The 22,004-nt window shown below is 72.1% G+C and carries 18 protein-coding genes and 1 pseudogene; 6 read left to right on the top strand and 13 right to left on the bottom strand.

The features are described 5' to 3' along the window. Nucleotides 1-503: 503 nt before the first annotated feature. The 6 genes and pseudogenes from OV079_RS26140 to OV079_RS26120 all read right to left on the bottom strand — a co-directional run bounded on the left by OV079_RS26140 (nt 504) and on the right by OV079_RS26120 (nt 5,058). Nucleotides 504-1,841, bottom strand: a complete 1,338-nt coding sequence (locus OV079_RS26140; RefSeq protein ID WP_267771628.1) for a poly-gamma-glutamate biosynthesis protein PgsC/CapC — start codon at nt 1,839-1,841, stop codon at nt 504-506. A 53-nt stretch (nt 1,842-1,894) separates the two neighbouring features. Next, on the bottom strand, nt 1,895-3,010 hold the full coding sequence (locus OV079_RS26135; RefSeq protein ID WP_267771627.1) for a S53 family peptidase: 1,116 nt from the start codon (nt 3,008-3,010) through the stop codon (nt 1,895-1,897). Continuing rightward, nucleotides 2,929-3,204, bottom strand: a complete 276-nt coding sequence (locus OV079_RS26130) for a hypothetical protein (protein WP_267771626.1) — start codon at nt 3,202-3,204, stop codon at nt 2,929-2,931. Before OV079_RS26130 ends, OV079_RS26135 begins: the two co-directional genes overlap by 82 nt. Nucleotides 3,205-3,248: 44 nt before the next feature. Next, nucleotides 3,249-3,356 (bottom strand): annotated as a pseudogene (locus OV079_RS58595) (hypothetical protein); the annotation flags it as partial. Continuing rightward, complete coding sequence (locus OV079_RS26125) at nt 3,356-3,709, bottom strand: hypothetical protein (RefSeq protein ID WP_267771625.1); 354 nt, start codon at nt 3,707-3,709, stop codon at nt 3,356-3,358. The pseudogene OV079_RS58595 and the gene OV079_RS26125, both read right to left, overlap by 1 nt. Before the next feature lie 242 nt (nt 3,710-3,951). Next, complete coding sequence (locus tag OV079_RS26120) at nt 3,952-5,058, bottom strand: dienelactone hydrolase family protein (RefSeq protein ID WP_267771624.1); 1,107 nt, start codon at nt 5,056-5,058, stop codon at nt 3,952-3,954. A 497-nt stretch (nt 5,059-5,555) separates the two neighbouring features. Here OV079_RS26120 and OV079_RS26115 point away from each other — a divergent pair, with 497 nt between their 5' ends. Next, a complete protein-coding gene (locus OV079_RS26115) occupies nt 5,556-7,706 on the top strand; it encodes a beta-propeller domain-containing protein (protein ID WP_267771623.1) in 2,151 nt (716 codons plus the stop codon). Nucleotides 7,707-7,870: 164 nt separating this feature from the next. Then, the gene (locus tag OV079_RS26110) at nt 7,871-9,229 is read left to right on the top strand and encodes an ArnT family glycosyltransferase (protein ID WP_267771622.1); all 1,359 of its coding nucleotides are present in this window, start codon (nt 7,871-7,873) and stop codon (nt 9,227-9,229) included. Between the two features lie 57 nt (nt 9,230-9,286). On the opposite strand, the gene OV079_RS26105 is transcribed toward OV079_RS26110, so the two are convergent. The 4 genes from OV079_RS26105 to OV079_RS26090 all read right to left on the bottom strand — a co-directional run bounded on the left by OV079_RS26105 (nt 9,287) and on the right by OV079_RS26090 (nt 13,070). After that, a complete protein-coding gene (locus tag OV079_RS26105; protein WP_267771620.1) occupies nt 9,287-10,420 on the bottom strand; it encodes a PLL family lectin in 1,134 nt (377 codons plus the stop codon). A gap of 545 nt (nt 10,421-10,965) precedes the next feature. After that, nucleotides 10,966-11,691: a VOC family protein gene (locus OV079_RS26100; protein WP_267771619.1), complete on the bottom strand. Its 726-nt coding sequence runs from the start codon at nt 11,689-11,691 to the stop codon at nt 10,966-10,968. 7 nt (nt 11,692-11,698) lie between these two features. Continuing rightward, complete coding sequence (locus OV079_RS26095; RefSeq protein ID WP_267771618.1) at nt 11,699-12,040, bottom strand: MarR family transcriptional regulator; 342 nt, start codon at nt 12,038-12,040, stop codon at nt 11,699-11,701. A gap of 529 nt (nt 12,041-12,569) precedes the next feature. Then, complete coding sequence (locus tag OV079_RS26090) at nt 12,570-13,070, bottom strand: hypothetical protein (protein ID WP_267771617.1); 501 nt, start codon at nt 13,068-13,070, stop codon at nt 12,570-12,572. Between OV079_RS26090 and OV079_RS26085 the strand changes: the two genes are divergently transcribed. Further along, complete coding sequence (locus OV079_RS26085; RefSeq protein ID WP_267771616.1) at nt 13,069-13,200, top strand: hypothetical protein; 132 nt, start codon at nt 13,069-13,071, stop codon at nt 13,198-13,200. The genes OV079_RS26090 and OV079_RS26085 overlap by 2 nt on opposite strands. Nucleotides 13,201-13,748: 548 nt before the next feature. Here the strand turns inward: OV079_RS26085 and OV079_RS26080 are convergent. After that, nucleotides 13,749-15,227: an alpha/beta hydrolase family protein gene (locus OV079_RS26080; protein WP_267771615.1), complete on the bottom strand. Its 1,479-nt coding sequence runs from the start codon at nt 15,225-15,227 to the stop codon at nt 13,749-13,751. A gap of 695 nt (nt 15,228-15,922) precedes the next feature. Between OV079_RS26080 and OV079_RS26075 the strand changes: the two genes are divergently transcribed. Further along, the gene (locus OV079_RS26075; RefSeq protein WP_267771614.1) at nt 15,923-16,303 is read left to right on the top strand and encodes an AgmX/PglI C-terminal domain-containing protein; all 381 of its coding nucleotides are present in this window, start codon (nt 15,923-15,925) and stop codon (nt 16,301-16,303) included. 165 nt (nt 16,304-16,468) lie between these two features. On the opposite strand, the gene OV079_RS26070 is transcribed toward OV079_RS26075, so the two are convergent. Both OV079_RS26070 and OV079_RS26065 read right to left on the bottom strand, forming a co-directional pair. Continuing rightward, on the bottom strand, nt 16,469-17,056 hold the full coding sequence (locus OV079_RS26070) for a hypothetical protein (protein WP_267771613.1): 588 nt from the start codon (nt 17,054-17,056) through the stop codon (nt 16,469-16,471). Between the two features lie 270 nt (nt 17,057-17,326). Beyond that, nucleotides 17,327-18,391, bottom strand: a complete 1,065-nt coding sequence (locus OV079_RS26065) for a hypothetical protein (protein WP_267771612.1) — start codon at nt 18,389-18,391, stop codon at nt 17,327-17,329. Nucleotides 18,392-19,261: 870 nt separating this feature from the next. Here OV079_RS26065 and OV079_RS26060 point away from each other — a divergent pair. Both OV079_RS26060 and OV079_RS26055 read left to right on the top strand, forming a co-directional pair. Continuing rightward, a complete protein-coding gene (locus OV079_RS26060; protein ID WP_267771611.1) occupies nt 19,262-19,495 on the top strand; it encodes a hypothetical protein in 234 nt (77 codons plus the stop codon). Nucleotides 19,496-20,274: 779 nt separating this feature from the next. After that, nucleotides 20,275-21,960, top strand: a complete 1,686-nt coding sequence (locus tag OV079_RS26055; RefSeq protein WP_267771610.1) for a DUF2330 domain-containing protein — start codon at nt 20,275-20,277, stop codon at nt 21,958-21,960. Nucleotides 21,961-22,004: the final 44 nt, after the last annotated feature.

Here is a 22,004-nt window from a genome sequence, read left to right as displayed (position 1 = left end):
CATCGTCTCGGGGTGCATGCGGACGACGGCGCGGCGGCCCTCGCCCCAGGCGGCGCCGAGCAGCAGCGGCGGGGCGCCCTCGGCGAGGGCCATCGGCGGCAGGCCGGCGCCGCCGCGCGGGGCGGCCGGCTGCAGCGCGGGCAGGCCGATCGGCGCGGCGGCCTCGAGGTGGACGAGCGGGCGCCCGGGCGGGGCGTCGAAGTCGGCGCGCAGCTCGACCGCGCCTTCGGGGGCGAGGCGCGCCAGCGCGGCGGAGAAGGTCGTGTCGATCACGCCCGGCACCTGATCGCGCCCGGCGACCAGCACCAGGCGGCACGACAGCGCGGCGCACAGCGGACCCGCGGCCTCGGCGGCCGGGGCCTCGGCGACCGGCCGCGGGACCACGATCGCCGGCCCGCTCGCGCCCGGCACCACCAGCGCCGAGGGCCAGCTGGTGTGCACGACGCCGCGCTCGATCGGTGAGATGGCGTAAGAGACATGATGGAAGAGACCGGTCGGAGCGCTCATCGCGTGGATGCCGAGGTCGGCGCGCGCGGCCGCGTCGCGGGCGGTCGCGGCCGCGTCGTCGGTCGGCGCGGCGATCCAGGCGGCCAGCGCGGACCAGGCCTCAGCGTGGGCGATGAGCGCGGACGCGGGGGGCGCTTCGAGGCGCGGCGGGGCGAGTTCGGCGCGCACGTGGCCCAGCGCGAGCGCGCCCGCCTCGCTGCGCAGCAGGCGATCGCTGGTGTTGCGCGGGTTGAAGGCGGGCACCGGGGTCGGCACCGGCGCGGCGACGTCGAGGCCGAGGCCGAGCGCGCTGCCGATGAGCCACCCCGCGAACGCGGTGGTGATCGTCGGCAGCAGCACCCGCCGCGTCGCCTTCTTCGGCAGCATGCGGATCGCCAGCAGGGTCGACAGCAGGTAGCCGAAGCCGAACAGCTCGCGCGCGCCATGCCGGGCATCGTCACGCTGACGATCAGCGACAGCATCCACTTGAGCGCGACGCTGAGGCTGAACACCAGCGCCAGCTTGCGCGGGCCCTCGAGGTTGTAGCGCTTCAGCGGGGTGTAGCGCAGCAGCAGCTTGGTGATGCTCCACAGGATGCAGGCCTCGGCCAGCGTCACCATCATCTCGATCGGCGTGAACCACAGCAGGCCGAGCAGCGCCGGCACGAGGATGCCGCCGAAGTCCCAGCCGAACCGCAGGTTGAAGCGGGCGGCCAGCGTGGCGGTGGTCAGCAGCAGCACGTAGGCGCGCGCGTGGCCGAGGAAGTCGATCGCGCTGTCCTCGTAGAGCAGCTCGAACGACGACAGCGACAAATTAGTCAGCGGCAGCAGGACCAGCTCGAGGATCGCGTAGGTCAGGCCGACGACGACCGCGAGCGGGCCGAGGCCGCGGACCAGGCCCGGCTTCCACAGCATGTTGGCGGTCAGCGGCACCAGCACCAGGCCGATGCTGTAGAACTCGCGCACGGGCGGGAGCTCGGTGCCCATCTGCAGCTCGAGCCAGGACGACAGGGCCGGCAAGATCCACAGCTGGTCGTGCTGACGGACCAGCACGCTGGCGAGGACGATCACGAAGAAGCGGTCGCGGCCGAAGAACGGCGCCCACACCCCGGTCGGCGCCAGCGCGTAGGCGAGGCCGCGGGCCAGCAGGTAGGTGACGATCGCCTCGAGCACGATCACCGCGGCGGTGGTCGGCTGCAGCGCCAGCACCGAGGCCAGGTAGCCCGGCACGACCAGGCCGACGAACACCCAGCCGAACGTCTCGGTGAAGAAAAGGGCGACGTAGACCCCGACCAGGACCGGGATGAGGATCGATTGGTCGAGCCCGCCGTGCGGGAGCACTTCGAAGGGTGTCATCGCGCATCTCCCCGGAGGTCACGTTCCACAAGACAGGCCGAAGTCGACCTGCCTCAGCGCTGCGCGCGGGCTTTGGGCCCGCGCGCGGCCTCGGGGATGGTCGCGGCCAGGGCGGCGACGTCGGGTGCGCCGAGGCCGGTCGGGTAGTCCCAGCCGACGCCCGCCGGCCAGTACTTGGTCGCGCCCTTGGTGATGTCGCGGAAGGTCGCGCGCGTCGGGCCGTGGAGGTAGATGAGCGGGTTGAGGTAGCCGACGCGCGGCTTGCCGTGGGCCTTGCGGTAGCTGTTGATGACCGCGACCATCCCGGCGAACGCGGGCGAGGCGAACGACGTCCCGCCGTAGGCCTCCCAGTTGGTCCAGCGGCGCATCCACATCGGGTTCTCGGGCGAGGCCGAGAGCGCCACGTCGCACATCGAGCGCGTCTTGCTGTCGACGTCGGCCTCCTGCCAGTAGGGCCGCGCGAACGACTTCGACTGGCCCGAGCCGGACAGCGACCACGCCACCTCCGAGTGGATCACGCCGTCGACGCTGGCGACCAGGTTGGTGCCGCCGACGCACGTCACGTACGGGCTGCTGCACGGGGTGTCGGCGCCGGCCGAGTCGCCGCTGGCCGACAGCAGGGTCATGCCGATCGCCGCGCCCATCAGCGCCGATTCGTCGTACTGGTGGCGCAGCGTCTTGGCCTCGGCGTCCTCGCGGTGGGCGAACGAGGTCGACAGCACGTCGACCTTGTTGTCGCCGATCGCCTCGTTCCAGGCGAACAGCAGCGCGGTGTTGCGCGCGTCGGGGCCCTCGTAGACGTACGAGTCGGCCCCGGGCGCCAGTGACGACGACCACTGGGTGTCGAGCACGGTCTCGGTGACCCGCTCGAACACCGGCTCCATCAGGTTGACGCGGATCGGCAGCGCGCGGTCGATGCCGAACGACTTCCAGAAGATCTGCAGGTCGATCGAATGATAGGTGCCGGCTCCGACCACGCCGACCGCCGAGCCCTCGCCGGTGATGCCCTGCTCGAACAGCGGCAGCATGTTGTAGGCGCCGAAGAACGCCGGCGGCCCGTAGGCCTGGTCGCCCGGGTAGTCCTCGATCACCTCGCCCACCTCCTTGACCAGAGAGCCGGTCTCGGCCGGCAGGTCCGCGGTGGCCAGGCCGTTGGTGCGCTCGGCCACGGACTGGGCAGGGTGAAGCTGTCCAGCGTGCAATAGACCGGGAATGGGTCGCCGCTGTGCAGCGGGTTCTTGCGCATGCAGATGTGCAGCTCGGTGGCGAAGGTCTCGTTGAAGTCCTTGACCGTGCCGGAGAAGTGGACGAGGAGACGGTTCTTCGCCTCGAAATTGATGGTGAAATACGCGACTTGAGCCACGCCTTGACGACCTCGACGTCGGCGTCGAGCGGGGCGTGATCGGCCAGCCACTCGTCGACGCTGAGGTAATCGCGGAACTCGGGGCTGTCGGGGTCGTAGATCCGCGCCACGCGCTCCTCGAGCAGCTCGCGCTGGCGGTTCGGGAAGCCCATCAGCGAGCGGAACCCGTTGTCGAGCGGCGCCGGGCCCTGGTCGTCGTAGACGCCGGGGAGGGGCTCGGCAGGCCGTCCGGCTTCGGCGTGGGTTCGTGCTCCTCGGGCGGGATGCCGCACAGCGGGTCGGCGCCGCACGGGCCGACCGGGTCCGTGGTGCCCGTGGTCTGCCAACCGGTGAGGTCGTCGCCCATCGAGCCCGATACCCCTGAATAGGTGGTGGGCTCGGCGGCCGTCTCGGTCGCCGGCGTCGAGGTGTCGCCGGTGCCGGGGCCACCGTCGGTCGCGCTGCCGATCCCGGTGTCGTCGGTGGGACAGCCGCCGACGAACGTCAGCAGCGTCGCCCAGGACACAATCCTACGAGTATACGCAACCGTGCTTCCCACTCTTGACGGCATACAATGCCCCCCTGTACCGCCTCCGAGCGTAGGAAAGGCCGCCGACGCGACAAGCAACCTGTGTCACGCGGGCGGCCTCGTGTGCGGTGGAGCGGCCGAAGTGCCGCGTCCCGGGGCATTGATGGGCTATTGATGCATCTGTCACAAAGGACAGGTGTGCGGTGCGCGTAAGGCGCTACGCACCAGGGCGAATGCGCTCAGTTCAAGTGCGAATAGAGCTGGTGGAGCGCGACCGTGCGCGCCTGCGTGGCGGCGCTGGGGTTGCCGGGCTCGTTCGCCTCCTTCTCGTCGGAGTCGAAGCCGTGGCCGGCGCGATCGTAGACCTCGATGTTGTAGCGGTCGTCGACGTCCTTGGTGGCGGCGACCTCCGCCGACTGGATCTCGCGCTCGCCGCTGGCGCCCTTCACCGAGTCGTCGACGGTGCAGATCTGCGCCAGCTTGTCGCGCGAGGCGTGCAGGACGTAGAGGTCCGCGCTCGGGAAGTACTTGTCCTTGATGTCGACGCCCTCGCCGGTCTCCTTGGGCAAGAAGCCGTCGGTGCCGCAGCCGGGGTAGTAGGCCACGCCGACCTTGAACTTCGGGCGGTCCGGCGAGAGGTCCGGCATCGCGAAGTCGACCACCTTCCCGTCCTCCGACCCGCGGAATCGCGTGAGCGCGTGATCCATCTGCCAGTGGAGCGCGAGCATGGCCATCGTCGCGCCGTGCGAGAAGCCGAGCACGCCCATGCGCTCGCAGTCGACCCCGTCCATCTCGCAGAGGTAGTTCGCGGCCACGTCCATGTCGTAGAGCCGGCTGACGATCGCCTCCGGGCGCTCGTTGAAGCTCTTCGGGATCCGCCCCTCGTCGGTGTGCATGTCGCAGAAGCCGCGCGCGGTGTAGCTCGCCGGCATCAGCACCACGTAGCCGCGCTCGGCCAGCTCCTGGCCCCAGCGGGCGTACTGATCCTCCAGGTCGCGGCTGCACGCGCCGGCGTCGTTGCCGTTCGGCATCTTGTGCAGGCCGCCCGAGCCGTGCATCACCAGGATCGCCGGGCCGGGGCCCACGTCCCTGTCGAACTTCGGCCGGAACACCTTGGCCGGGACCGCCAGGCCCTGCGCGTGCTCGTCCGCCGGGAGGACGATGTCGGCCTCCTCGACGCTGACGAACTTCGGCGCGGCGGCCTCGCCGTCGATCTGGACGACGCTGTCGGTATCGTCGGTCTTGCCGGTCTGCGACGGCTCCGCCCCGTATGCGGTCTTTACACCGGTCATACCGAGCCCAAGCATAGTGGTGACGGCGATCGTGTGGATCTTGGCGGAATTCATGCGAGCACCTCTGCCGTCAAGATTTCGTCAACATCAAGATCATGTCAACGCGGCGAGGCGCCCGCTGCGGACTCGGCTGGTTTGGCGCTCAATGCACATATGTTCTATTAGACATGTCTTTTGGAACATGTCTTTATGTTTCTCTGATGTGTTAACAGAACATCAGGGCGGCTCTGAGGCGGCGGATCGTGCGCCGACTGTGATCCCCATGTGCGCAGGGGGTGAGTAGCGGTTTGCGCAGTGTGCGTTTGCTCGTGAAAAAATCGTCGCAGCGGCGGCGCCGCAGGGTGGCGCCGACGTCCGGGCGCCGGGGTCGCAGTCTCGCGGGCGGGTCGGCGCGGTTCGGGCCGAAAGCGCCGGCGAGGCCGCCGGAGGCCGCTCGGGGCCGGTTGGCACGCACTGTGCTCAAGGGGCCGCATCGCCGCGGAGACCCCCGGCGCCCATGACCTGTCAAAGACGCGGCCGCCCTGGCCGCGCCCCATCTGGAGACCTTCCTTATGTCCCGCCCCTTCGCCCTTGCGCTCCCCGCCTTCCTGTTCCTCGGCGCCCTCGCCACCGGCTGTTCCGACCAGGAGCAGCCCGGCGGCAGCGACCTCAACCCGCGCGTCCTCTACGCCTTCGACAGCTGCGACGACCTGCTCGGCTACACGAAGGGCGAGGCCAAGGCGCTGATCGAGAAGTACGGCAACCTCGACGGCTACGACTACGGCGGCGGCTGGTTCGGCGACCCGGTCTCCGGCGGCGAGAGCACCGGCGGCCTGACCGGCAGCGGCTCCGACGGCGCCGGTGATTCGGGCGGCGACGGCGAGTCCCCCCCGCAGGACGGCGGCAACGGCGAGGGCGAGGGCCCCGGCAACGACTACTCCGGCACCAACGTGCAGGAGGCCGGCGTCGACGAGCCCGACATCGTCAAGACCGACGGCGAGCGGATCCTGGCGTTCGCGCGCGGCAAGCTCCACTTCGTCGACGCGTCGGGCGCCTCGCCGACGCTGCGCAGCTCGCTCGAGATCGGCGCCGACCTCTACGACGTGCAACTGTTCATGCACGAGGACCGCGCGCTGCTGCTGGTGCGCTCCTGGCCCTACTACTACGGCGACTGGGAGGGCGCGCCGCAGCCGTCCGGCGTCGACCTGCAGCAGTACTTCGGCCCCGACTTCTACAACAGCATCACCCGCCTGATCGAGGTCGACATCTCGAACCCCGACGCGATGAAGGTCGTGTCGAACCTCCACATCACCGGCGAACTGGTCAGCGCCCGCATGGTCGAGGGCGTCGCCCGCGTGGTCGTGCGCTCGCAGCCGAACGGCCTGAAGTTCAAGGACCCGTACGAGTTCTTCGACTACGCGGCCTACGAGCAGGGCGGCGCCGGCGAGGCGCTCTACAACCACTTGTGGCAGATCGCGCTGTCGCAGTCCAAGGTGCACAACACCGCGGTCATCGACGGCTCGACGATCGAGAACTGGCTGCCGCGTTATGTCCGAGAGGACCTGTCCCAGGGGCAAGCCGAGGTCAGCTCCGGCGTGCTGCTCGCCTGCGACGACGTCATGCACCCCGGCGTCTACTCCGGCCTGTCGACCCTCGGCGTGCTGACCGTCGACCTCGACGGTCACCTGAACCCGACCGGCGGCGTCGGCGTGTTCTCCGCGGGCGAGACGGTCTACGCCTCGAAGCAGAACCTCTACGTGGCGACGACCCCGTGGAACCCGGCCGACTCGGACCCGGAGGCCTCGGCCGAGGAGCAGGGCCGCACCACGTACATCCACAAGTTCGACATCCAGGACCGCACGCGCGCCGCCTACGTCGCGTCGGGCTCGGTGCGCGGCTGGCTGCTCAGCCAGTGGGCGATGTCGGAGTACGAGGGCGACCTGCGGGTGGCCAGCACCGACATCCTCGGCTGGGACAACGCGACCTCGGAGAGCTTCGTCAGCGTGCTGCGCCAGGAGAGCGACGAGCTGCAGCAGATCGGTCAGGTCGGCGGCCTCGGCAAGACCGAGCAGATCCAGGGCGTGCGCTTCATCGGCGACAAGGGCTACGTGGTCACGTTCCGCCAGACCGACCCGCTCTACACCGTCGACGTCAGCGACCCGGCGAAGCCCGTGGTCGCCGGTGAGCTGAAGATCCCCGGCTTCTCGGCCTACCTCCACCCCGTGGGCGAGGACCTGATCCTCGGCGTCGGCCGCGACGGCACCGAGGAGGGCCAGCTGCTCGGCATCCAGCTCAGCCTGTTCGACGTGTCGGACGACGCCGCGCCGAAGCAACTGCACAAGACCTCGATCGGCTCCGAGTGGGGCTGGTCCGAGGCGCTGTTCGACCACAAGGCGTTCCTGTGGTGGGGCAAGACCGGCCTGGCGATGCTGCCGCTCGAGTGGTCGAGCTACGACGACAACCTCGGCTACACCTGGGAGCAGGGCGCGTTCGGCTTCCGCGTCGACGAGGCCGACGGCATCTCGCTGGTCGGCGAGGTCCAGCACCCCGAGCCGGTCGTCGACGAGTGCTGGGACGAGTACTACGGCTGCTACTACTCGCCCATGCTGCGCCGCTCGATCGTCATCGGCGAGCAGGTGTTCACGCTGTCCGACGTGGGCCTCAAGGCCAGCGCGCTCGCCGACCTGAGCGACGCGCACTGGATCGAGTTCCCGCAGGACTGAGCGCGCTCGCCGGCCCGCGGGCGTCCCGTCGCCGGGGCGCCCGTGAGGCTGCGCATTTCGTGTCGGGCGCGCCCGCGCCCGCATCGCAGGCGGGGCGCGAAGGGCCTCGCTCGCGCCTTACCGCAGCGTAAGAACGCTGCTACTCTCCGCCCCCTCCGGTTCCCGTGCAACGCGCTCTCGACTGGCTCTACCGCAACCGCTGGCCGCTCGTCATCGTGCTCGGCGCCTTCCTCGTCCGCCTGCACTGGAACCTGCTGGTCCACCCGCTCGGCGACTATGTCTCTTCGGACATGAAGGGCTACGTCTCGCGCGCCGACCAGATGATCGACAAGTTCGGCGCGCCCAACGAGTACCACGCGTTCTTCCCCTACGGGACGCACTTCATCCTGGCGCTCATCAAGTACCTGTTCGGCAAGGACAACTTCACCGCGATCGGCGTCGCCTACGCGCTGATGGGCACCGGCATGGTCGCCTACGCCTACCGGATCGCCGCGCGCATCAGCCCGCGCAAGTGGGTGCCGCCGCTGCTCGGCACGCTGCTGGTGTTCTACTACCCGCTGATCTCGCTCGGCGGCTACACGCTGAGCGAGATCCCGTTCGGCGTGTTCATGATGGCGTCGATGTTCTACCTGGTCCGCCTGGTCCAGGAGGGGCGCTCCCGCGACGCCTGGCTGACGGGCGTCACCGCGGCGCTGGCGACGGCCTGCCGCCCGCAGATCCTGCTGTCGATCGCGCTGTTCGGCCTCATCTGGCTGGTCTGGCGCAAGGCGCTGCCGAACGTGCGCTGGCGCCACCTCGTGTTCGCCGGCATCCCGCTGATCGCGGTGCTCGGGTTCTCGGCCGCGCGCATGCACCACCACACCGGCCGGCTCGGCCTCGTCAGCGAGAACGGCAAGTTCAACCAGCTGTTCGGCCGCTGCCACAACAAGAAGGCCACCGCGACGCCGACCGAGCCCGGGCGCGGCAAGATCCGCTTCGGGCCGCCGCCGCTGATCCAGCTCGAGAAGCGGGCCAAGACGGCGCCGCGCTCGTGGGTCCAGCTGGAGCCCGCGCTCGGCCCGGAGCTCGACTACCGCGGCTACATCGCCGACGCCGACGCCCTCGACGCGCTGATGGCCAAGTGCATCCGCAAGACCGGCATCCTCGGCCAGATCAAGTACGGCATCGTCAACATGCTGCTGCTGGCCGGCTACAACACGCCGTGGCCGGACTCCGGCCGCGAGATGTGGCGCCCGCGCGCGATCTGGTGGCAGGGGCTCTACACCTCGATCGTCACCCTGCCGGTCGTCCTCGGCCTCGTCACCCTGTTCATGCGCCGCACGATCGCCAGCTACGGCCTCATCGCCATGCACGTGCTCGCGCTCATGATCACCGCCGCGATCTACTTCGGCGACACCCGCCTGCGCGCGCCCTACGACCCGCTGCTGCTGCTGCTCGCGCTCGAGGTCTACGTCATCGCCGGCACCTGGCTGTGGCGCCGCGGCAAGACGCTGTGGGAGCGCCGGCGCGCCCGCCGGGCCTGAGGCTCGCAGTGAGGTGTTCTTCGGGCCATGTCCTTCGGGACATGGCCCGAAGTCCTTTCACCAGCAGCAGCCGGGGCGGGCCTGCCAGCGGTGCCACAGCGCGTCGTCGGTGCCGCGGACGAAGGCCTCGAGGCGCCCGTCCTGGTTGGCGGCGACGGCCGGCGGGTCGTTGAAGCGCCCGCCGAGCGTGGTCCACGGGGTCCAGACGCCGCCCGGGGTGACCTGGGCGATCCGCCACAGCGCGAAGTCGAGGCCGCGGGTGAAGACCTCGAGGCGGCCGTCGGGCGCGGTCATCGCCATCAGCTCGCCGGGTGCGCCGCCGAGCGAGGCCCACCGCGACCACGGGCCGCCCGGCGCGGTCTGCCACAGGTGGCGCAGGTCGCCGGCCTCGCCGCGGACGAACACCTCGAGGCGGCCGTCGCGGTTGCGGGCGACCGCGGGCGCGCCGAGGAGGCGCCCGCCGAGCCCGCGCCAGTCGCCCCACGCGCCTTCCGGCGCGAGCTGGCGCCGCTGCACGAGCTCGCCGTCGTCGCCGCGGGCGAACAGCACGAGGCGGCCGTCGCCCTCGCGCGCGGCGGCGACGGGGCCGACGGGGCCGGGCAGCGCTTGCCAGGGCCTCCACGCGGGGCCGGGCAGCTCGCTCAGGTGAAGGACCGAACGATCGGGGGCGCGGACGAAGATCTCGAGGTGACCGTCGAGGCCGCGCACGACCGCGGGGCGATCGCCGGGGTGGAGCTGTCCGCCCAGCCGCGTCCACGCCGGCCAGCCGTGCTTCGGCCCGCTCTGTCGCAGGTGCCACAGGGCGCCGTCGCTGCCGCGCGCGAACAGGTCGATGTGGCTGTCGCCGTCTTCGCCGACGACCACGCCTCCGGTCACCCGACCGCCGAGCGAGGTCCACTCCGACCAGCCGCTGTTCGGATCCACCTGATGGATGTGCCACACGGCGCCGTCGCGCCCGCGCACGAACACCTCGAGGCGGCCGTCCGAGCTCAAGGTGACGGCCGGATCGGCGATCGCTCCGCCGAGCGAGTGCCAGGCGGGGAGGCCGGCCTCCGGCTCGGGATCGTCCTCGTCGTAGGGCTGCACCGTGGGCGGGTACTCGTCGTCGCGCGGGGCGATCGTGTCGGCCGACGGCGCGCAGGCGGCGAGCAGGCCGGCGAGCGCGAGCGACAGGAAGGAGAGGCGCGCCACGCCTGCAGGATGCCGGGCATGGGCCGGAGGCCGCGGGCCTGGGCGGGCGAAACGTCACTCGCAGGGGCAGGCGCGCGGAGGAGGCCGCTGGCCGGCGAGGGCGGCGCCGCGGCGGGCGGGCGGTCGACCGCTGCGCAGCGAATGTGCTTTGGGACATGTCCTCGAGAGCAGCATCGACGCTGGCGCGCGGGCTCGTCGGCGTCGAGGTCCTGGGGGGCATGTCCTCGACAGCAGCAGCGCTGCCGCGCTCCTGGGCGCGAATGTTTCGAGGGACACGTCCTCGGGGGCAGCATCGCCCCGCGCGCTGACTTGCAGCGCGTGAGGGGCGGTTCGTCGCGGCGCCGGTGACAGCGGCAGCGCTCGCTCAGCGCCGCGCGTGCCGGCGATGATGCATCAAGGGACATGTCCCCGAGACCAGCATCACTCCTGCGAGCGTGCGAGCGCGGGGACAGCGTGTCGCGGGGCGCCGTTGACAGCGGCGGCGCTCCTTCAGCGCCGCGCGTGTCGGCGATGGTGCATCCAGGGACATGTCCCCGAGGACAGCATCACTCCTGCGAGCGGGCGAGCGCGCGGGCTCGCTCGAGCTCGGCGGTCAGCTCGTCGCGCTGCTCGGGGGACAGCGGCAGCGCGGCGAGCTCGGCGCCGAGGGCGTCGGCGCGGGCGGGCTCGGCGAGGACGACGGCCAGCTCGATGCGGGCGGCGAGGGCCCGGGCGCGCTCGAGGGGGTCGCCGGGCTCGGGGCGGGCGAGGGCCAGGTCGAGGACGCGGGCGGCCGCCTCGTCGTCGTTCTTGAAGTCGCGCAGGCGCGCGGCGAAGCGGACCCCGTGGGCCAGGCGCGACTCGCCGGGCCGGCGCTTGACGGCCTCGAGCGCGTCATCGTCCTCGCTGCCGCCGGCGTCCTTCCTGATGAAGATCAGCGAGTTGCCGGCGACGTCGACGATGGTGAAGCGGGTCTGGCCGGGCTTCATGCGGGTGATCCGCGGGATGCCGGCGATCGGCAGCTTGCCGTAGCCGCCGCGCAGCGCGTCGGCGAAGGTGGCGTGCAGCTGCTCGACCTCGGGGACCATCACCAGGCACGTGCTGTACGCGTCCTTCGGGTCGAGCTCCTTGATGCCCATGAAGTGGACCTCCATGCCGCCGCGGCGGGTGGCCGCGTAGACGTAGGGCTTGTGCTGCTCGTAGGTGACCTCGAAGCCGAGCAGGCGGTAGAAGGCGAGCGTGGCCGGGAGCGACACGCTCGGGAGCACGGGGATCATCGTCTCGGACGACATGCGATCTTTAGTCCTTTCGGCGGCGACGGCCGCGCGGCGGGGGTGTTTGAAGTAAAGAGGTGGCGTCGCGCAGGGCGGCGACCGTGGCTCGCAAGGCGCGGAGGTCGACCCGCGCGGCGAGGCCCTCGACCCACACGGCGTGGCGGGCCTCGACGGCGCGCAGGGCCCGGCGCCCGGCCGTGGTCAGGGCGATCCGCCGGGCCCGGCGATCGTCAGGGTCGTCGACGAACACGAGGAAGCCGTCGCGCGCCAGCGCGTCCGCGGTCTGCTGCACGCTCTGACGCCGCAGCCCCATGGTCCGCGCGACCTGGGCGACCGACACCGGCCCGTGATCGGCGACGCCGAGCACCTGCCAGCGCGCGCTGGTGAGGCCCGAGGGGCCGCCAGCCGGTCGCCCGCCTCGAGCAGGAGACCGTTGAGCCGGAACACCTCGAGGATCAGGTCGGTGAACGACCGCCCCGCTTCCGTCCATCGTGCCACGGCGGCGACTTTTTCGCAATTGACAGGTACCTGTCAATTTTAATGAGCGAGCCCTCCAGTGACCTCGAGGAGGAGAGCACGGGCAGGCCGCGCGGAACAGCTGCGAGCCATACCCACGCGTGCGCTGTACTGTCGCCGTGGGGCGCACCTGCGAGAGAGGGGCCGAGACGCGGTTCGGACCGCTCACCGGCGACGGACGGGAGGCCACGCTCGGGCGCGGCGGGACACGATCATCCCGACGCGCAAGTCCGGTTTGGCGCGGCGCCGTTCTGGAGCCCGGGCGGGGATCGTCCTGGTGACGCACGACGCCCGGGCGACGCGCTTCTCGCCGGCGCGGGGGATCGCACTCGCGCGAGGACCTGGCGCGGTGCATGCTGTCGAGCATGAACTACTTGTGCTTATGGCTCGCGGTGGGTGTGCAGGCCGCCCCGGTGCAGGAGGGGCCGCAGCCGCAGGTCGTGGCGGCCGAGCCCGCGCCCGCAGCGGAGCCGTCGCAGGGCGTCGCGGCGGGGGGCGGCGACGAGGGGATACGCCTGGCGCGGTACTTCGCCGGCGAGCAGCAATACGCGGAGCGGCTGGGGCGGGCGCTCGGACAGGACTTGAGCGCGCAGTGGGCCGACTATCAGGAGGACCAGAAGGACCGGGCCGAGGCGCGCGCCGACGGCGACGACGACGAGGACAGCGAGGTGCAGAGCTTCGCGCGGTACATGGACGACAAGTATCGCCGGCGACTGAAGCTCGGGGGCATCCTCCTGGGCGTCGGCTTCGGCCCGCTCGGGGTCGGGCTCTACATCGGCCTCACGCTGGGCGAGGGCGGCGACGTGATGCTGGGTGTGGCCGGCGTCGGCGGGGCGCTCATCGTCAGCGGGGCGGTGCTGCTGGGCGTCCGCGGGGCGCATGCGGCGCCTCCGCGACGTGCAGGCCGGGCTCGCCATGGGGCCGGGGGCGCGGCTGCGCTGGCGAGGACTGGCGCCGCTGCACGACCCGCAGCTCCGCACGTACGGGGCGAGCGTCGGGTTCTCGTTCTAGCGGCGCGCACGCCCGGCGTGAGCGCTTCGGCCGCACTCGTCTCTTCGCGGTCGCAACACTATGTGAGGGCGCGCCGGCTTTCGGACATGTCCCTTCAGACACATCAACGAAGCGATCGTGCGAGCGGCTCGGACACCTCGCCGAGCGCCTCGGGGCCATCGTCTCCGCGATGGGGACGAGCCGCGATCGAGCCGGTCTTTCGGACATGCCCTATCGGACATGTCCGTGATGCAGCGCGGCCCTCGTCACTGCGCGGCGAGCCAGCGGGTGCGCAGCCAGCCCGACACTTCGCTGAGCGCCTCGGGGCCATCGTCTCCGCGATGGGGATGAGCCGCGATCGAGCCGGTCTTTCGGACATGCCCTATCGGACATGTCCGTGATGCAGCGCGGCCCTCGTCACTGCGCGGCGTGCCAGCGGGTGCGCAGCCAGCCCGACACTTCGCCGAGCCTCGGGGGCCATCGTCTCCGCGATGGGGACGAGCCGCGAGCGAGCGGGTCTTACGGACATGTCCCATCGGACATGTCCGTGATGCGGCGCGCAGGGCCCGTCACTGGGCCGCGGGCCAGCGGGTGCGCAGCCAGCCCGACACTTCGCCGAGCGCCTCGGGGGCCATCGTCTCTTCGATGTCACCGTACTCGGCGGGGGAGCCGGTCTTGGCGTGCTGGAACAGGTGGTTGAGCCCGGGCAGCGCCTTGACGGTGGCGTCCTTGTTGCCGGCCTTGGCGAGCGCCCCCTCGAGCTCGGGGAGGTTGCTCTCGGCGGGCACCTGCAGGTCGAGCGTGCCGATCAGCGCCAGCACCGGGGTCTTCTTCAGCTTGCGCAGGTCGCCGCGCGGGTCGGCCTTGAGGAAGTCGTGGAACCACGGGGTGGTGAGCGACGACAGCGAAGCGCCGACCAGCGCCTCGACCTGCTCCGGCGTCGCGCCCTCGGCCTGCAGGGTCACGAGCTTGCGCAAGATCGGCTCGACGTCGGCGCGCTTCTTCTTGGCGATCAGGGCGTCGAGCAGCTGCTTCTGCAGCGCGACCTGGGCGTCGATGTCGGCCTGGGCCACGCCGCGGGCGCGGGCCATGGCGACGAGCTGCTGGATCAGGATCTCCTTGCCCGTCACGCCCGGGCCGGCCAGCATCACGACGGCGCCGACGCGCTTGTCGACCCCGCCGGCCCTCGCCGCGATCCATGCGCCCTCGCTGTGGCCGACGAGGCCGAGCCGGGTCTTGTCGACCTCGGGCTGCTGCGTCAGCCAGTCGAGCGCGCCGCGGGCGTCGCCGACGAGGTCGAGCTGGGTCGCCTGGTCGAGGACGCCCTTCGAGCCGCCGACGCCGCGGTCGTCGAAGCGGAGCACGGCGAAGCCGGCGCGCGTGAGGTGGTCGGCGAGGACGAGGAACGGGCGGTGGCCCATCAGCGCCTCGTCGCGGTCCTGCGCGCCCGAGCCGGTCAGCAGGACCACGGCCGGGAACGGACCTGGCCCTTCGGGCAGGGTGAAGCTGCCGGTCAGCGCGACCTTGTCCTTGGCCGCGCTGACGAACGCCGCCTCGCGCGTGGCGTACGGGAACGGCGGCTTGGGCTCCTGCGGCCGCTTGGGCGCGATGTCGGCGGGCTCGCCCGGCTTCAGCTTGCGGGCCGTGGCCGGCAGGCTGCGGCCGGCCTGGCTCAGCGTGCCCTTGACGTCGTCGGCCCCGCTCTCGCGGTCGAAGCTGAAGATCGCCCACTGATTCTCGGGCGCCCCGGGCGGAGCGAGCACGAAGTCGAGGCCGTCGACGGCGACGCGCACGTCCTGCAGCGGGAAGTCCTTGACGCTCTGCGCCGGGATGTCGAGCCGCCCGCTCCACGCCGACTTGGGATCGTCGGGCCGCGGCGGATCGAGGCGAGCGATGAACCGCAGCTTGCCGTCGCCCGGCAGCTCGACCGCGCCGACCCACGTCTCCGGGCCGCTGGTCGCCGGGGTCGGGGCGGGCGCCGGGGCCGGCGCGGCGGCGCCCGGCTCGGGCTGCGCGGGGGCTTGGCTGGTCTTACAGCCAGGTACCAAGAGACAGAGCGCAACGGACAGGGCGATTCGGACAGGTCGCTTCATCGGTTCCTCGGCGAGCGCGTCGTGCGTCGTGGGCGCCCTGCTGCCTTCATACCCCGGGCCTCGCGCGGTTGTCGAGGCCGGCCCCGCGGGCTGGCGCGACGCCCGGCTGTGCGAGAGGACAGGTGTTTGCGGGCAGGCAGACGACGCGCGACGAGGGGGTGCGGACCACGGTGCCGGAGAGGCAGGACCGGGACGAGGACCCACGAGAGCCGGGCGACGCTCACGAGGGCGGGGACGCCTGTCGCCGATCTCGCCGAGGCCGGGATGCGAAGAGCGAGCGGCTCACGGCGCGGAGGAGCGGGGCGACCGAGGATGGGGAGGAGCCGAGGCTGACGCTGACTTCGACGGGCCGACGAGGTCGCGCGGTGGAGCGGCGAAGAAGAAGGAGCCGCAGCGGACGAGGACGCGAGCCAGACGGCAACTGTGAAGAAGGAGGTGGCGGCCACGCGAGGCCGACTCGACGGCGTGCGTGGGAGAGGACCCGATGGGAGGCGGCAGCTTCGGCGGGCCGACCAGCGCGTCGGGGAAGCATGAAGAAATTGTCGTGAGGCGCCTGGACCTCGGGCTCGCGGAGCGCCGCGCGGACGGGCTTTCGCGCGGCCGTGACGAATTTCGGGAACCTCCGGCGCGGGCCTCCGTGACACGGGGGCATGCGAAAGAACATCAGCAAGATCCTCCTCGGTCTCACCGCCATGATGGGCGTGGCCTGCGGCGACGCGCAGGCGACTCAGGGCTCGCTCGACGACGAGCTGATCCGCCGGGTCGTGCGCGCTCACAGCCCCGAGATCGAGGCGTGCTACGCGACGGCGCTGACGCGCGACGCGGAGGCCAACGGGGTCGTGCTCGTCACGTTCACGATCGGGACCACGGGCGAGGTGACGGCGGCGAAGGTCGGCTCCAGCGACATCGGCGACGAGACGCTGCACGGGTGCATGCGCGAGGCGGTGCAGGGGTGGCTGTTCCCGCGGCCGGAGGGAGGCTCGGTCGAGGTGGATTACCCGTTCGTGCTGGTCCCGCAGATCCTCAAGTGACGCCGGTCGGCGCTGCACGCGACACGAGTGACGGCGAGCGGCGAACGACCGCGCTCGCTGCCAGGGTGCGTCACACGTGCTCGACGAAGCCGAGCCCCGGCGCCGCGATCACCGGCACCAGGTGATCCTCGATCCGGCGCGCCGGCAGGCGGCGCGGATCGACGCTCACCACCCCGAGCCACGCCTCGCCCGCGCCCGCGAGCGCGGGGGCAGTCGCAGCGGCGCGATCTGGTTGGGGTCGCGCAGCATCGCCGCGATCGCGGCCTGATCGGCGGGCGCGGCGGGAGCGTCGCGCAGGGTCAGCAGCGCTGTCGCCACGGCGTGGAGGTAGGTCGCGTCGAAGCGGTGCGGGGCGTCCACGGCGAACACCACCAGGGCCGGGAACGGCACGTCACCCGGCTCGAACAGGGCCGGGTCGGCGCGCAGCACCCGGCCGAGCGCCAGCGGGCCCTCGGTCAGCGCCTTGAGGCGGGCCGGGCCGCTGCGGGTCTGGGCGGCCGCGCTGAGCACGAAGCCGCCGATCAGCAAGCCGGCGAAGACGACCATGAAGCCCATGCCGAGGTAGCCGAGGTAGCCGAGCACGCCCGACACCAGGACACCGAGCGCGCCGAAGCCCGAGATCGCGTCGCCGAGGCAGCCGCGGTCGCCGCGGGCCATCCGCTGCAGGTCGTCGTCGAGGTTGCGCGGGGTGGCCTCGTAGCGGCGCCGGGTCTCGGCCAGGGCGAAGGAGCGCGGGAGCGGGTTGGCGGCCATGGCCGATCGGACCTGTCTCGAAGTGCCTGTACGAAGGGACCTGCGCGTTCGGACCTGTGCCGAACGACAGGCGCCCCGTGACGGTCACGGGGCGGCGGAGACCGGACCCGGGCGCGAGGCTCGAGGTCCGGTCGGAGAGGGCGCGCACGCGGGAGCGGTCGGAGTCGCTGGTGCGAGGGTCGGACCCGAAGGGCCCGGGAGCGGGAAGACGCGGTCGAGAGAGCAGCGTCGCGTGCGCCCGCGGAGGCTCGCACGCGACGCTGCGGCTCGTCAATCCGAAGTCGCGACCTGGGCCTCGTCGTCCGCCGCCGGCTCCTCGTCCGTCAGCGGCTCGTCGTCGTCGGCGTGCGCGCCGTCGTCGGCGTGGGCGCCGTCGTCGGCCGCGCCGTCGTCGTGGGCGGCCGGCTCGGGGTCGTCGGCGAGCAGCTCGTCGCCGTCGTCCTCGGGCGCCTCGGTGTCCTCCGGCGAGATCTCGAGCTCGGCGGCGGGCTCGGCGGCGACCTCCTCGGGCGGAGCCAGGCCGCGCTCACGCTTGCACTTGAGGCACATGCGGTCGGGCGCGAGCTCGCCGTCGGGCACGTGCATCAGCTTCTGGCCCGGCATGTAGACCCAGGTGCCGTCGCACGCCGGGACCACGCACGGCATGATCTCGGCGCCCTCGGGCAGGCCGGCCTCCTCGATCGTCTTGGCGAACTCGCCCTTGGCGCACTCGTCGCACAGCTTGAGCGGGTCCTGCAGCCGACCGGCCAGGAAGGCCTGCAGCTGGGCGCCGGTCTTGTACATCCACACCGACTCGCAGCCGGGGCGGCCGCAGTGGATCTCGCGGTCGGGGTGCTTGCGGCAGAACTCGCGGCAGGCCTCGCACATGCGCTTGGGCGCCGGCGGGTCGAAGTCGACGTCGTCGCTGCCCGACTGCACCCACGCCCGCAGCTGACCGGCGCGGTCCCACGTCCACGTGCGCACGCAGCCGTGCACCTTGCACGGGACCTCGCGCGCGACCAGGCGCCCGAGCTTCTGCGCGCACAGGCCACACATGCGCTGCGGCGGGCCCTCCGGGTCCGGCACGGCGCGCACGTGCTGCTTGCGCCGGCGCCGGCGCTTCTTGCCCGCACCGGCCTTGCCCTCGCCGGCCTCGTGGGCCTCGCCGCCCGCGGGCGTCGCCTCGTCGGTCGGCTGGGCGCCGGCCTCGGCGATCGGCGCGGTGCTCTCGGCGGCTGTCTCTGCGGACAGGTCCGAAGGGGCAGGCTCGGCGGCGACCGCCGCGGCCTCGGCGGCGGCCGACTCGTGGGCCCGGTTCTCCAGCGCGCGAGCGCGGCCCGCTGGCGCAGGACCCACAGGCGGTGGCGCAGCGGGCGTCGCGCGACCAGATCCACTTGCGCCGGCAGCCCTCGACCTTGCACGGCATCTCGGCGTCGTGGGTGTCGTGCTCGGCGGCCACGCACTCGTTGCACAGGCGCGCCGGCTTGCGCAGCTTGCCGTGCCGCTGCAGCTCGGCGAGCTGAGCCCCGCGCTTCCACAGCCAGGTGTTGGGGCAGCCGGGCGTGCGGCAGTGGACCTCGCGGTCGGCGAGCTCGCTGAACTGCGCCAGGTGCGGGTCGCACATGCGCTCGGGCGGCCTCTGGCCGAAGCCGCGGATCTGCTGGGCGGCGAACCACGTCCAGGTGTTCTCGCAGCCGGCGATCCGGCACGGCATCTCTTTGTCCTGGACGGCGCTGAACAGCGAGGCGGTCAGCGGCGACGAGGTGTCGCGCCGCGGCGGCGGTGCGCCGCGTCGATCGTCACGGCGGTCGTCGCGACGGTCGCCGCGCGGGCCGTCGTCACGGCGCGGGCGGTCGCCGCCGGGTCGCCGCTCGCCACGCTCACCGTCGCGCGGCGGGCGAGCCTCGCCTCCGCCGTCGCGCGGCGGGCGAGCCTCGCCTCCGCCGTCGCGCGGCGGGCGAGCCTCGGCTCCAGCCGCGCCGTTCCCCGCCGACTCGCCACCCTCGCGCGGACCTCTGCCGCGCTCTCGCCTCGAGCGGTCCTGCTGCGGGCCGCCTGCGGGCCCGGGCCCGCAGCCCTGGGCCGCGAATCACGGGCGCTGTTGCTCTTCCGGTCGTCCGTCACGGCCGGAAGTATCAGCCGCCGTCCGCCCGGCGTCCAGTCCGCTCGCCCCGCCCCGCGAAAGCACTATACTGCGACACACCGCTTTTTCCGGAGGTCCCGCTCATGCTCCTCGCGCTACTCATCGGCTGCGGCACCGCCGGCGCCACCTACGCCTACAGCAAGCAGCGCCAAGCCACCAACGGGGCCGCAGCGGGCGCCGCTGCGCTCACCGGCGTGAGCTCGGCCGCAGTCGCCTACGCCGCGCTGGTGTTCTGGCCGCTCGTGCTGCTCGGCGGGGTCGGTTACTTGTGGATGCGCGGCTCGGGCCCGAAGGCGCTCGGCCCCGGTCGCGGGTGATCACGCAAGGACGTTGTTCGCGGCGCGATCGGGGGCCGCGCCCCTGCCCCCAGGCGCGCGCGCAGTGACTCGTTGCATGCTCCGCGAGGCCGCGCGAACCAGGCGCCGTGAGCTCGGTCCGCAGCGCGGCCCCGCTGCAGTCGCGCGCTCGAGCGGAAGGATCGTGAGCTCGGTCCGCAGCGACCCGCTGCTTCATGCGCGCAGGAGGTCGTGAGCTCGGTCCGCAGCGACCCACTGCTTCATGCGCGCAGGAGGTCGTGAGCTCCATCCGCGACGCGAACGACGGGCGCGATCTTTTCGGGCCTCGGGTGCTTCGCGCGGTGCAGTGAAGACCGGGCGATACGCCGCAACAGCGGTCGCAACGCCGCTCCCGCGGCGAGCTGTCTTTCGCAAGAGGCCACCGCGAGAGCGCGGCGTTTGGCTGTTCACGGGGCGACTGTCCAGGCGCCGGCGGTGGTGCCCCGGAAAAATGTCGCGCGCTCGCATCGGTCGTGAGCAGGTCCGGCGGGGGACGCGAAGCCTCGGCGGATCTGCCGCGCCGGACTCCCTTACCGATGAGAGTGACCCGGGCGGACCGCTTGCGCCGGTGGTCCGTCGAGATCTCACCGCCGGCGAGCGCCGAGGATGGCGTTCGTCCAGTTCGGGCTGCGAAGCGCGGTTCGCCGATCGGCCGCCCGTCGCCATGGTGCGGATGGCGACTCGGGGCTCCCGGGCCCCTGGACGGCGCGTCGGCGATCGCCTGTTATGGGAGTCGATGTCGCGCGGCTTTCGTCCTCTGGGTGTCACCTTCGGCTTCGTCGTCGGGCTCGCGTCGTGGCTGCCTGCGAGTCCGGCGCGCGTGCGGCGGCTTCTTCTGCGACCTGGTCAACAACCAGCCGACCCCCGTCGACCAGACCGGCGAGAACATCCTGTTCGCCATCGACGAGGCCGCGGGCACGGTCGAGGCGCACATCCAGATCCAGTACGCCGGCGATCCACTGAAGTTCGGGTGGGTCATCCCCGTGACGGCGGAGCCGGACTTCGCCGTGGGCTCCGAGGTGTTGTTCACCAACCTGCTGGCGGCGACGGTGCCGACCTACAACTTCACGGTCACGCGCGACTGCGCCGACGACGACGACCCGTCGTACGGCTGCGTGACGGCCGACCTCGCGGCCGGCGGCGGCGGAGACGAGTTCGGCAGCGACGGCGGCACCGACGGCACCGGCGGGTTCGAGGTGGTGAAGCGCGAGATCGTCGGGCCGTTCGAGATCGTCGTGCTCAAGGGCGGCACCGCCGACGAGGTGTGGCAGTGGCTCGACGCGGCCGGCTACTACCAGGATCCCGCCGCCGGACCGATCATGCAGGAGTACCTCGACGAGGGCTTCTACTTCGCCGCGGCCAAGCTGCGCCACGGGGCCGGGGTCGAGGAGCTGCAGCCGATCGTGATGACCTACGCCGGCACCACGCCGTGCGTGCCGCTGCGGCTGACCGCGATCGCGGCGGTGCCGGACATGGGCGTGCGGGTGTTCGGCCTCGGCCACAGCCGCTACGCGCCGGCGAACTACCGTCACGTCGAGATCAACCACGTGGCGATCGACTGGACCACCAACGCCGGCAACTACAACGAGGTGGTGCGGCGGGCGATCGACGCGCCGATGGCCGACGGCCACGGGTTCGTCACCGAGTACGCCGGCGGCTCGGACGTGGTCAGCACCGACGGCGTCTTCAGCGACCGCTGGAACGCCGACGCCTTCGTCGAGTTGATGCCGCTCAACGACGGCTACTCGGTGATCGACGCGCTCGCCGGCCAGGGCCTGGTCGACTGCTCGTTCGAACCGTGCGCCTACAACCACCCGCAGCTGCTGCCGCTCCTGCGCACGTACCTGCCGGCGCCGCCGGAGATCGCCGAGGACGCGTTCTACGCCGACTTGCAGGCCTACGAGGCCATGATCGACCTCGACGCGTGGAGCGGGCCGGCGTTCGCCGACGCCATGCAGGAGCGCATCGTCGACCCGGGCCGGCGCGCGGTCGACCTGCTGGCCCGCTGGCCGTACCTGTCGCGCATGCTGACGATCATCTCGCCCGAGGAGATGACGGTCGATCCGGAGTTCGTGCAGAACCCCGACCTCGGCGGGGTCTCGAACCTCCGCCTGGCGGTGATGCAGGTGCCGTGCGCCGGCTCGAACCGCATGCTGATGCCGAACGGCCGCGGCGTGCTGCTCGACGCGGGCGGCGGCTGGCCGGAGTTCACCGACATGCCGGCCGCCCAGCGCGTCGAGCAGATCGCCCCGGCCGGTGCGCCGCAGCTGCTGCAGGACTTCGACCCCGAGATCGTCGCCAGCCTCAAGGCCTCGAACGCCCGCTACGACTACGACGACGGCGACGGGGTCAGCTGCGCGCTGCGCCGCGGCTCGTGGAGCGCCGCCCTCGGCCTCGGCGTGGTGTTCGGGTTCGCCTGGCGCGGCCGCCGGCGCCGGGCGGCATGAGCTGTCCGTTCGGACATGCTGTCCCCGGGGACAGGTAAGTTCGA

Source organism: Nannocystis pusilla (assembly GCF_026626665.1).
GTDB lineage: Bacteria > Myxococcota_A > Polyangia > Nannocystales > Nannocystaceae > Nannocystis > Nannocystis pusilla.
The sequence above is the reverse complement of the archived record's forward strand: the minus strand, read 5'-3'. Positions and strand labels throughout refer to the sequence as shown.

Excerpts from the sequence above, each read along its gene's own strand:
- OV079_RS26140 (WP_267771628.1), bottom strand. The coding sequence starts at position 1,841 with ATGACACCCTTCGAAGTGCTCCCGCACGGCGGGCTCGACCAATCGATC.
- OV079_RS26120 (WP_267771624.1), bottom strand. The coding sequence starts at position 5,058 with ATGAATTCCGCCAAGATCCACACGATCGCCGTCACCACTATGCTTGGG.
- OV079_RS26115 (WP_267771623.1), top strand. The coding sequence starts at position 5,556 with ATGTCCCGCCCCTTCGCCCTTGCGCTCCCCGCCTTCCTGTTCCTCGGC.
- OV079_RS26100 (WP_267771619.1), bottom strand. The coding sequence starts at position 11,691 with ATGTCGTCCGAGACGATGATCCCCGTGCTCCCGAGCGTGTCGCTCCCG.
- OV079_RS26085 (WP_267771616.1), top strand. The coding sequence starts at position 13,069 with ATGCGGCGCCTCCGCGACGTGCAGGCCGGGCTCGCCATGGGGCCGGGG.
- OV079_RS26090 (WP_267771617.1), bottom strand. The coding sequence starts at position 13,070 with ATGCGCCCCGCGGACGCCCAGCAGCACCGCCCCGCTGACGATGAGCGC.
- OV079_RS26075 (WP_267771614.1), top strand. The coding sequence starts at position 15,923 with ATGCGAAAGAACATCAGCAAGATCCTCCTCGGTCTCACCGCCATGATG.
- OV079_RS26070 (WP_267771613.1), bottom strand. The coding sequence starts at position 17,056 with ATGGCCGCCAACCCGCTCCCGCGCTCCTTCGCCCTGGCCGAGACCCGG.
- OV079_RS26060 (WP_267771611.1), top strand. The coding sequence starts at position 19,262 with ATGCTCCTCGCGCTACTCATCGGCTGCGGCACCGCCGGCGCCACCTAC.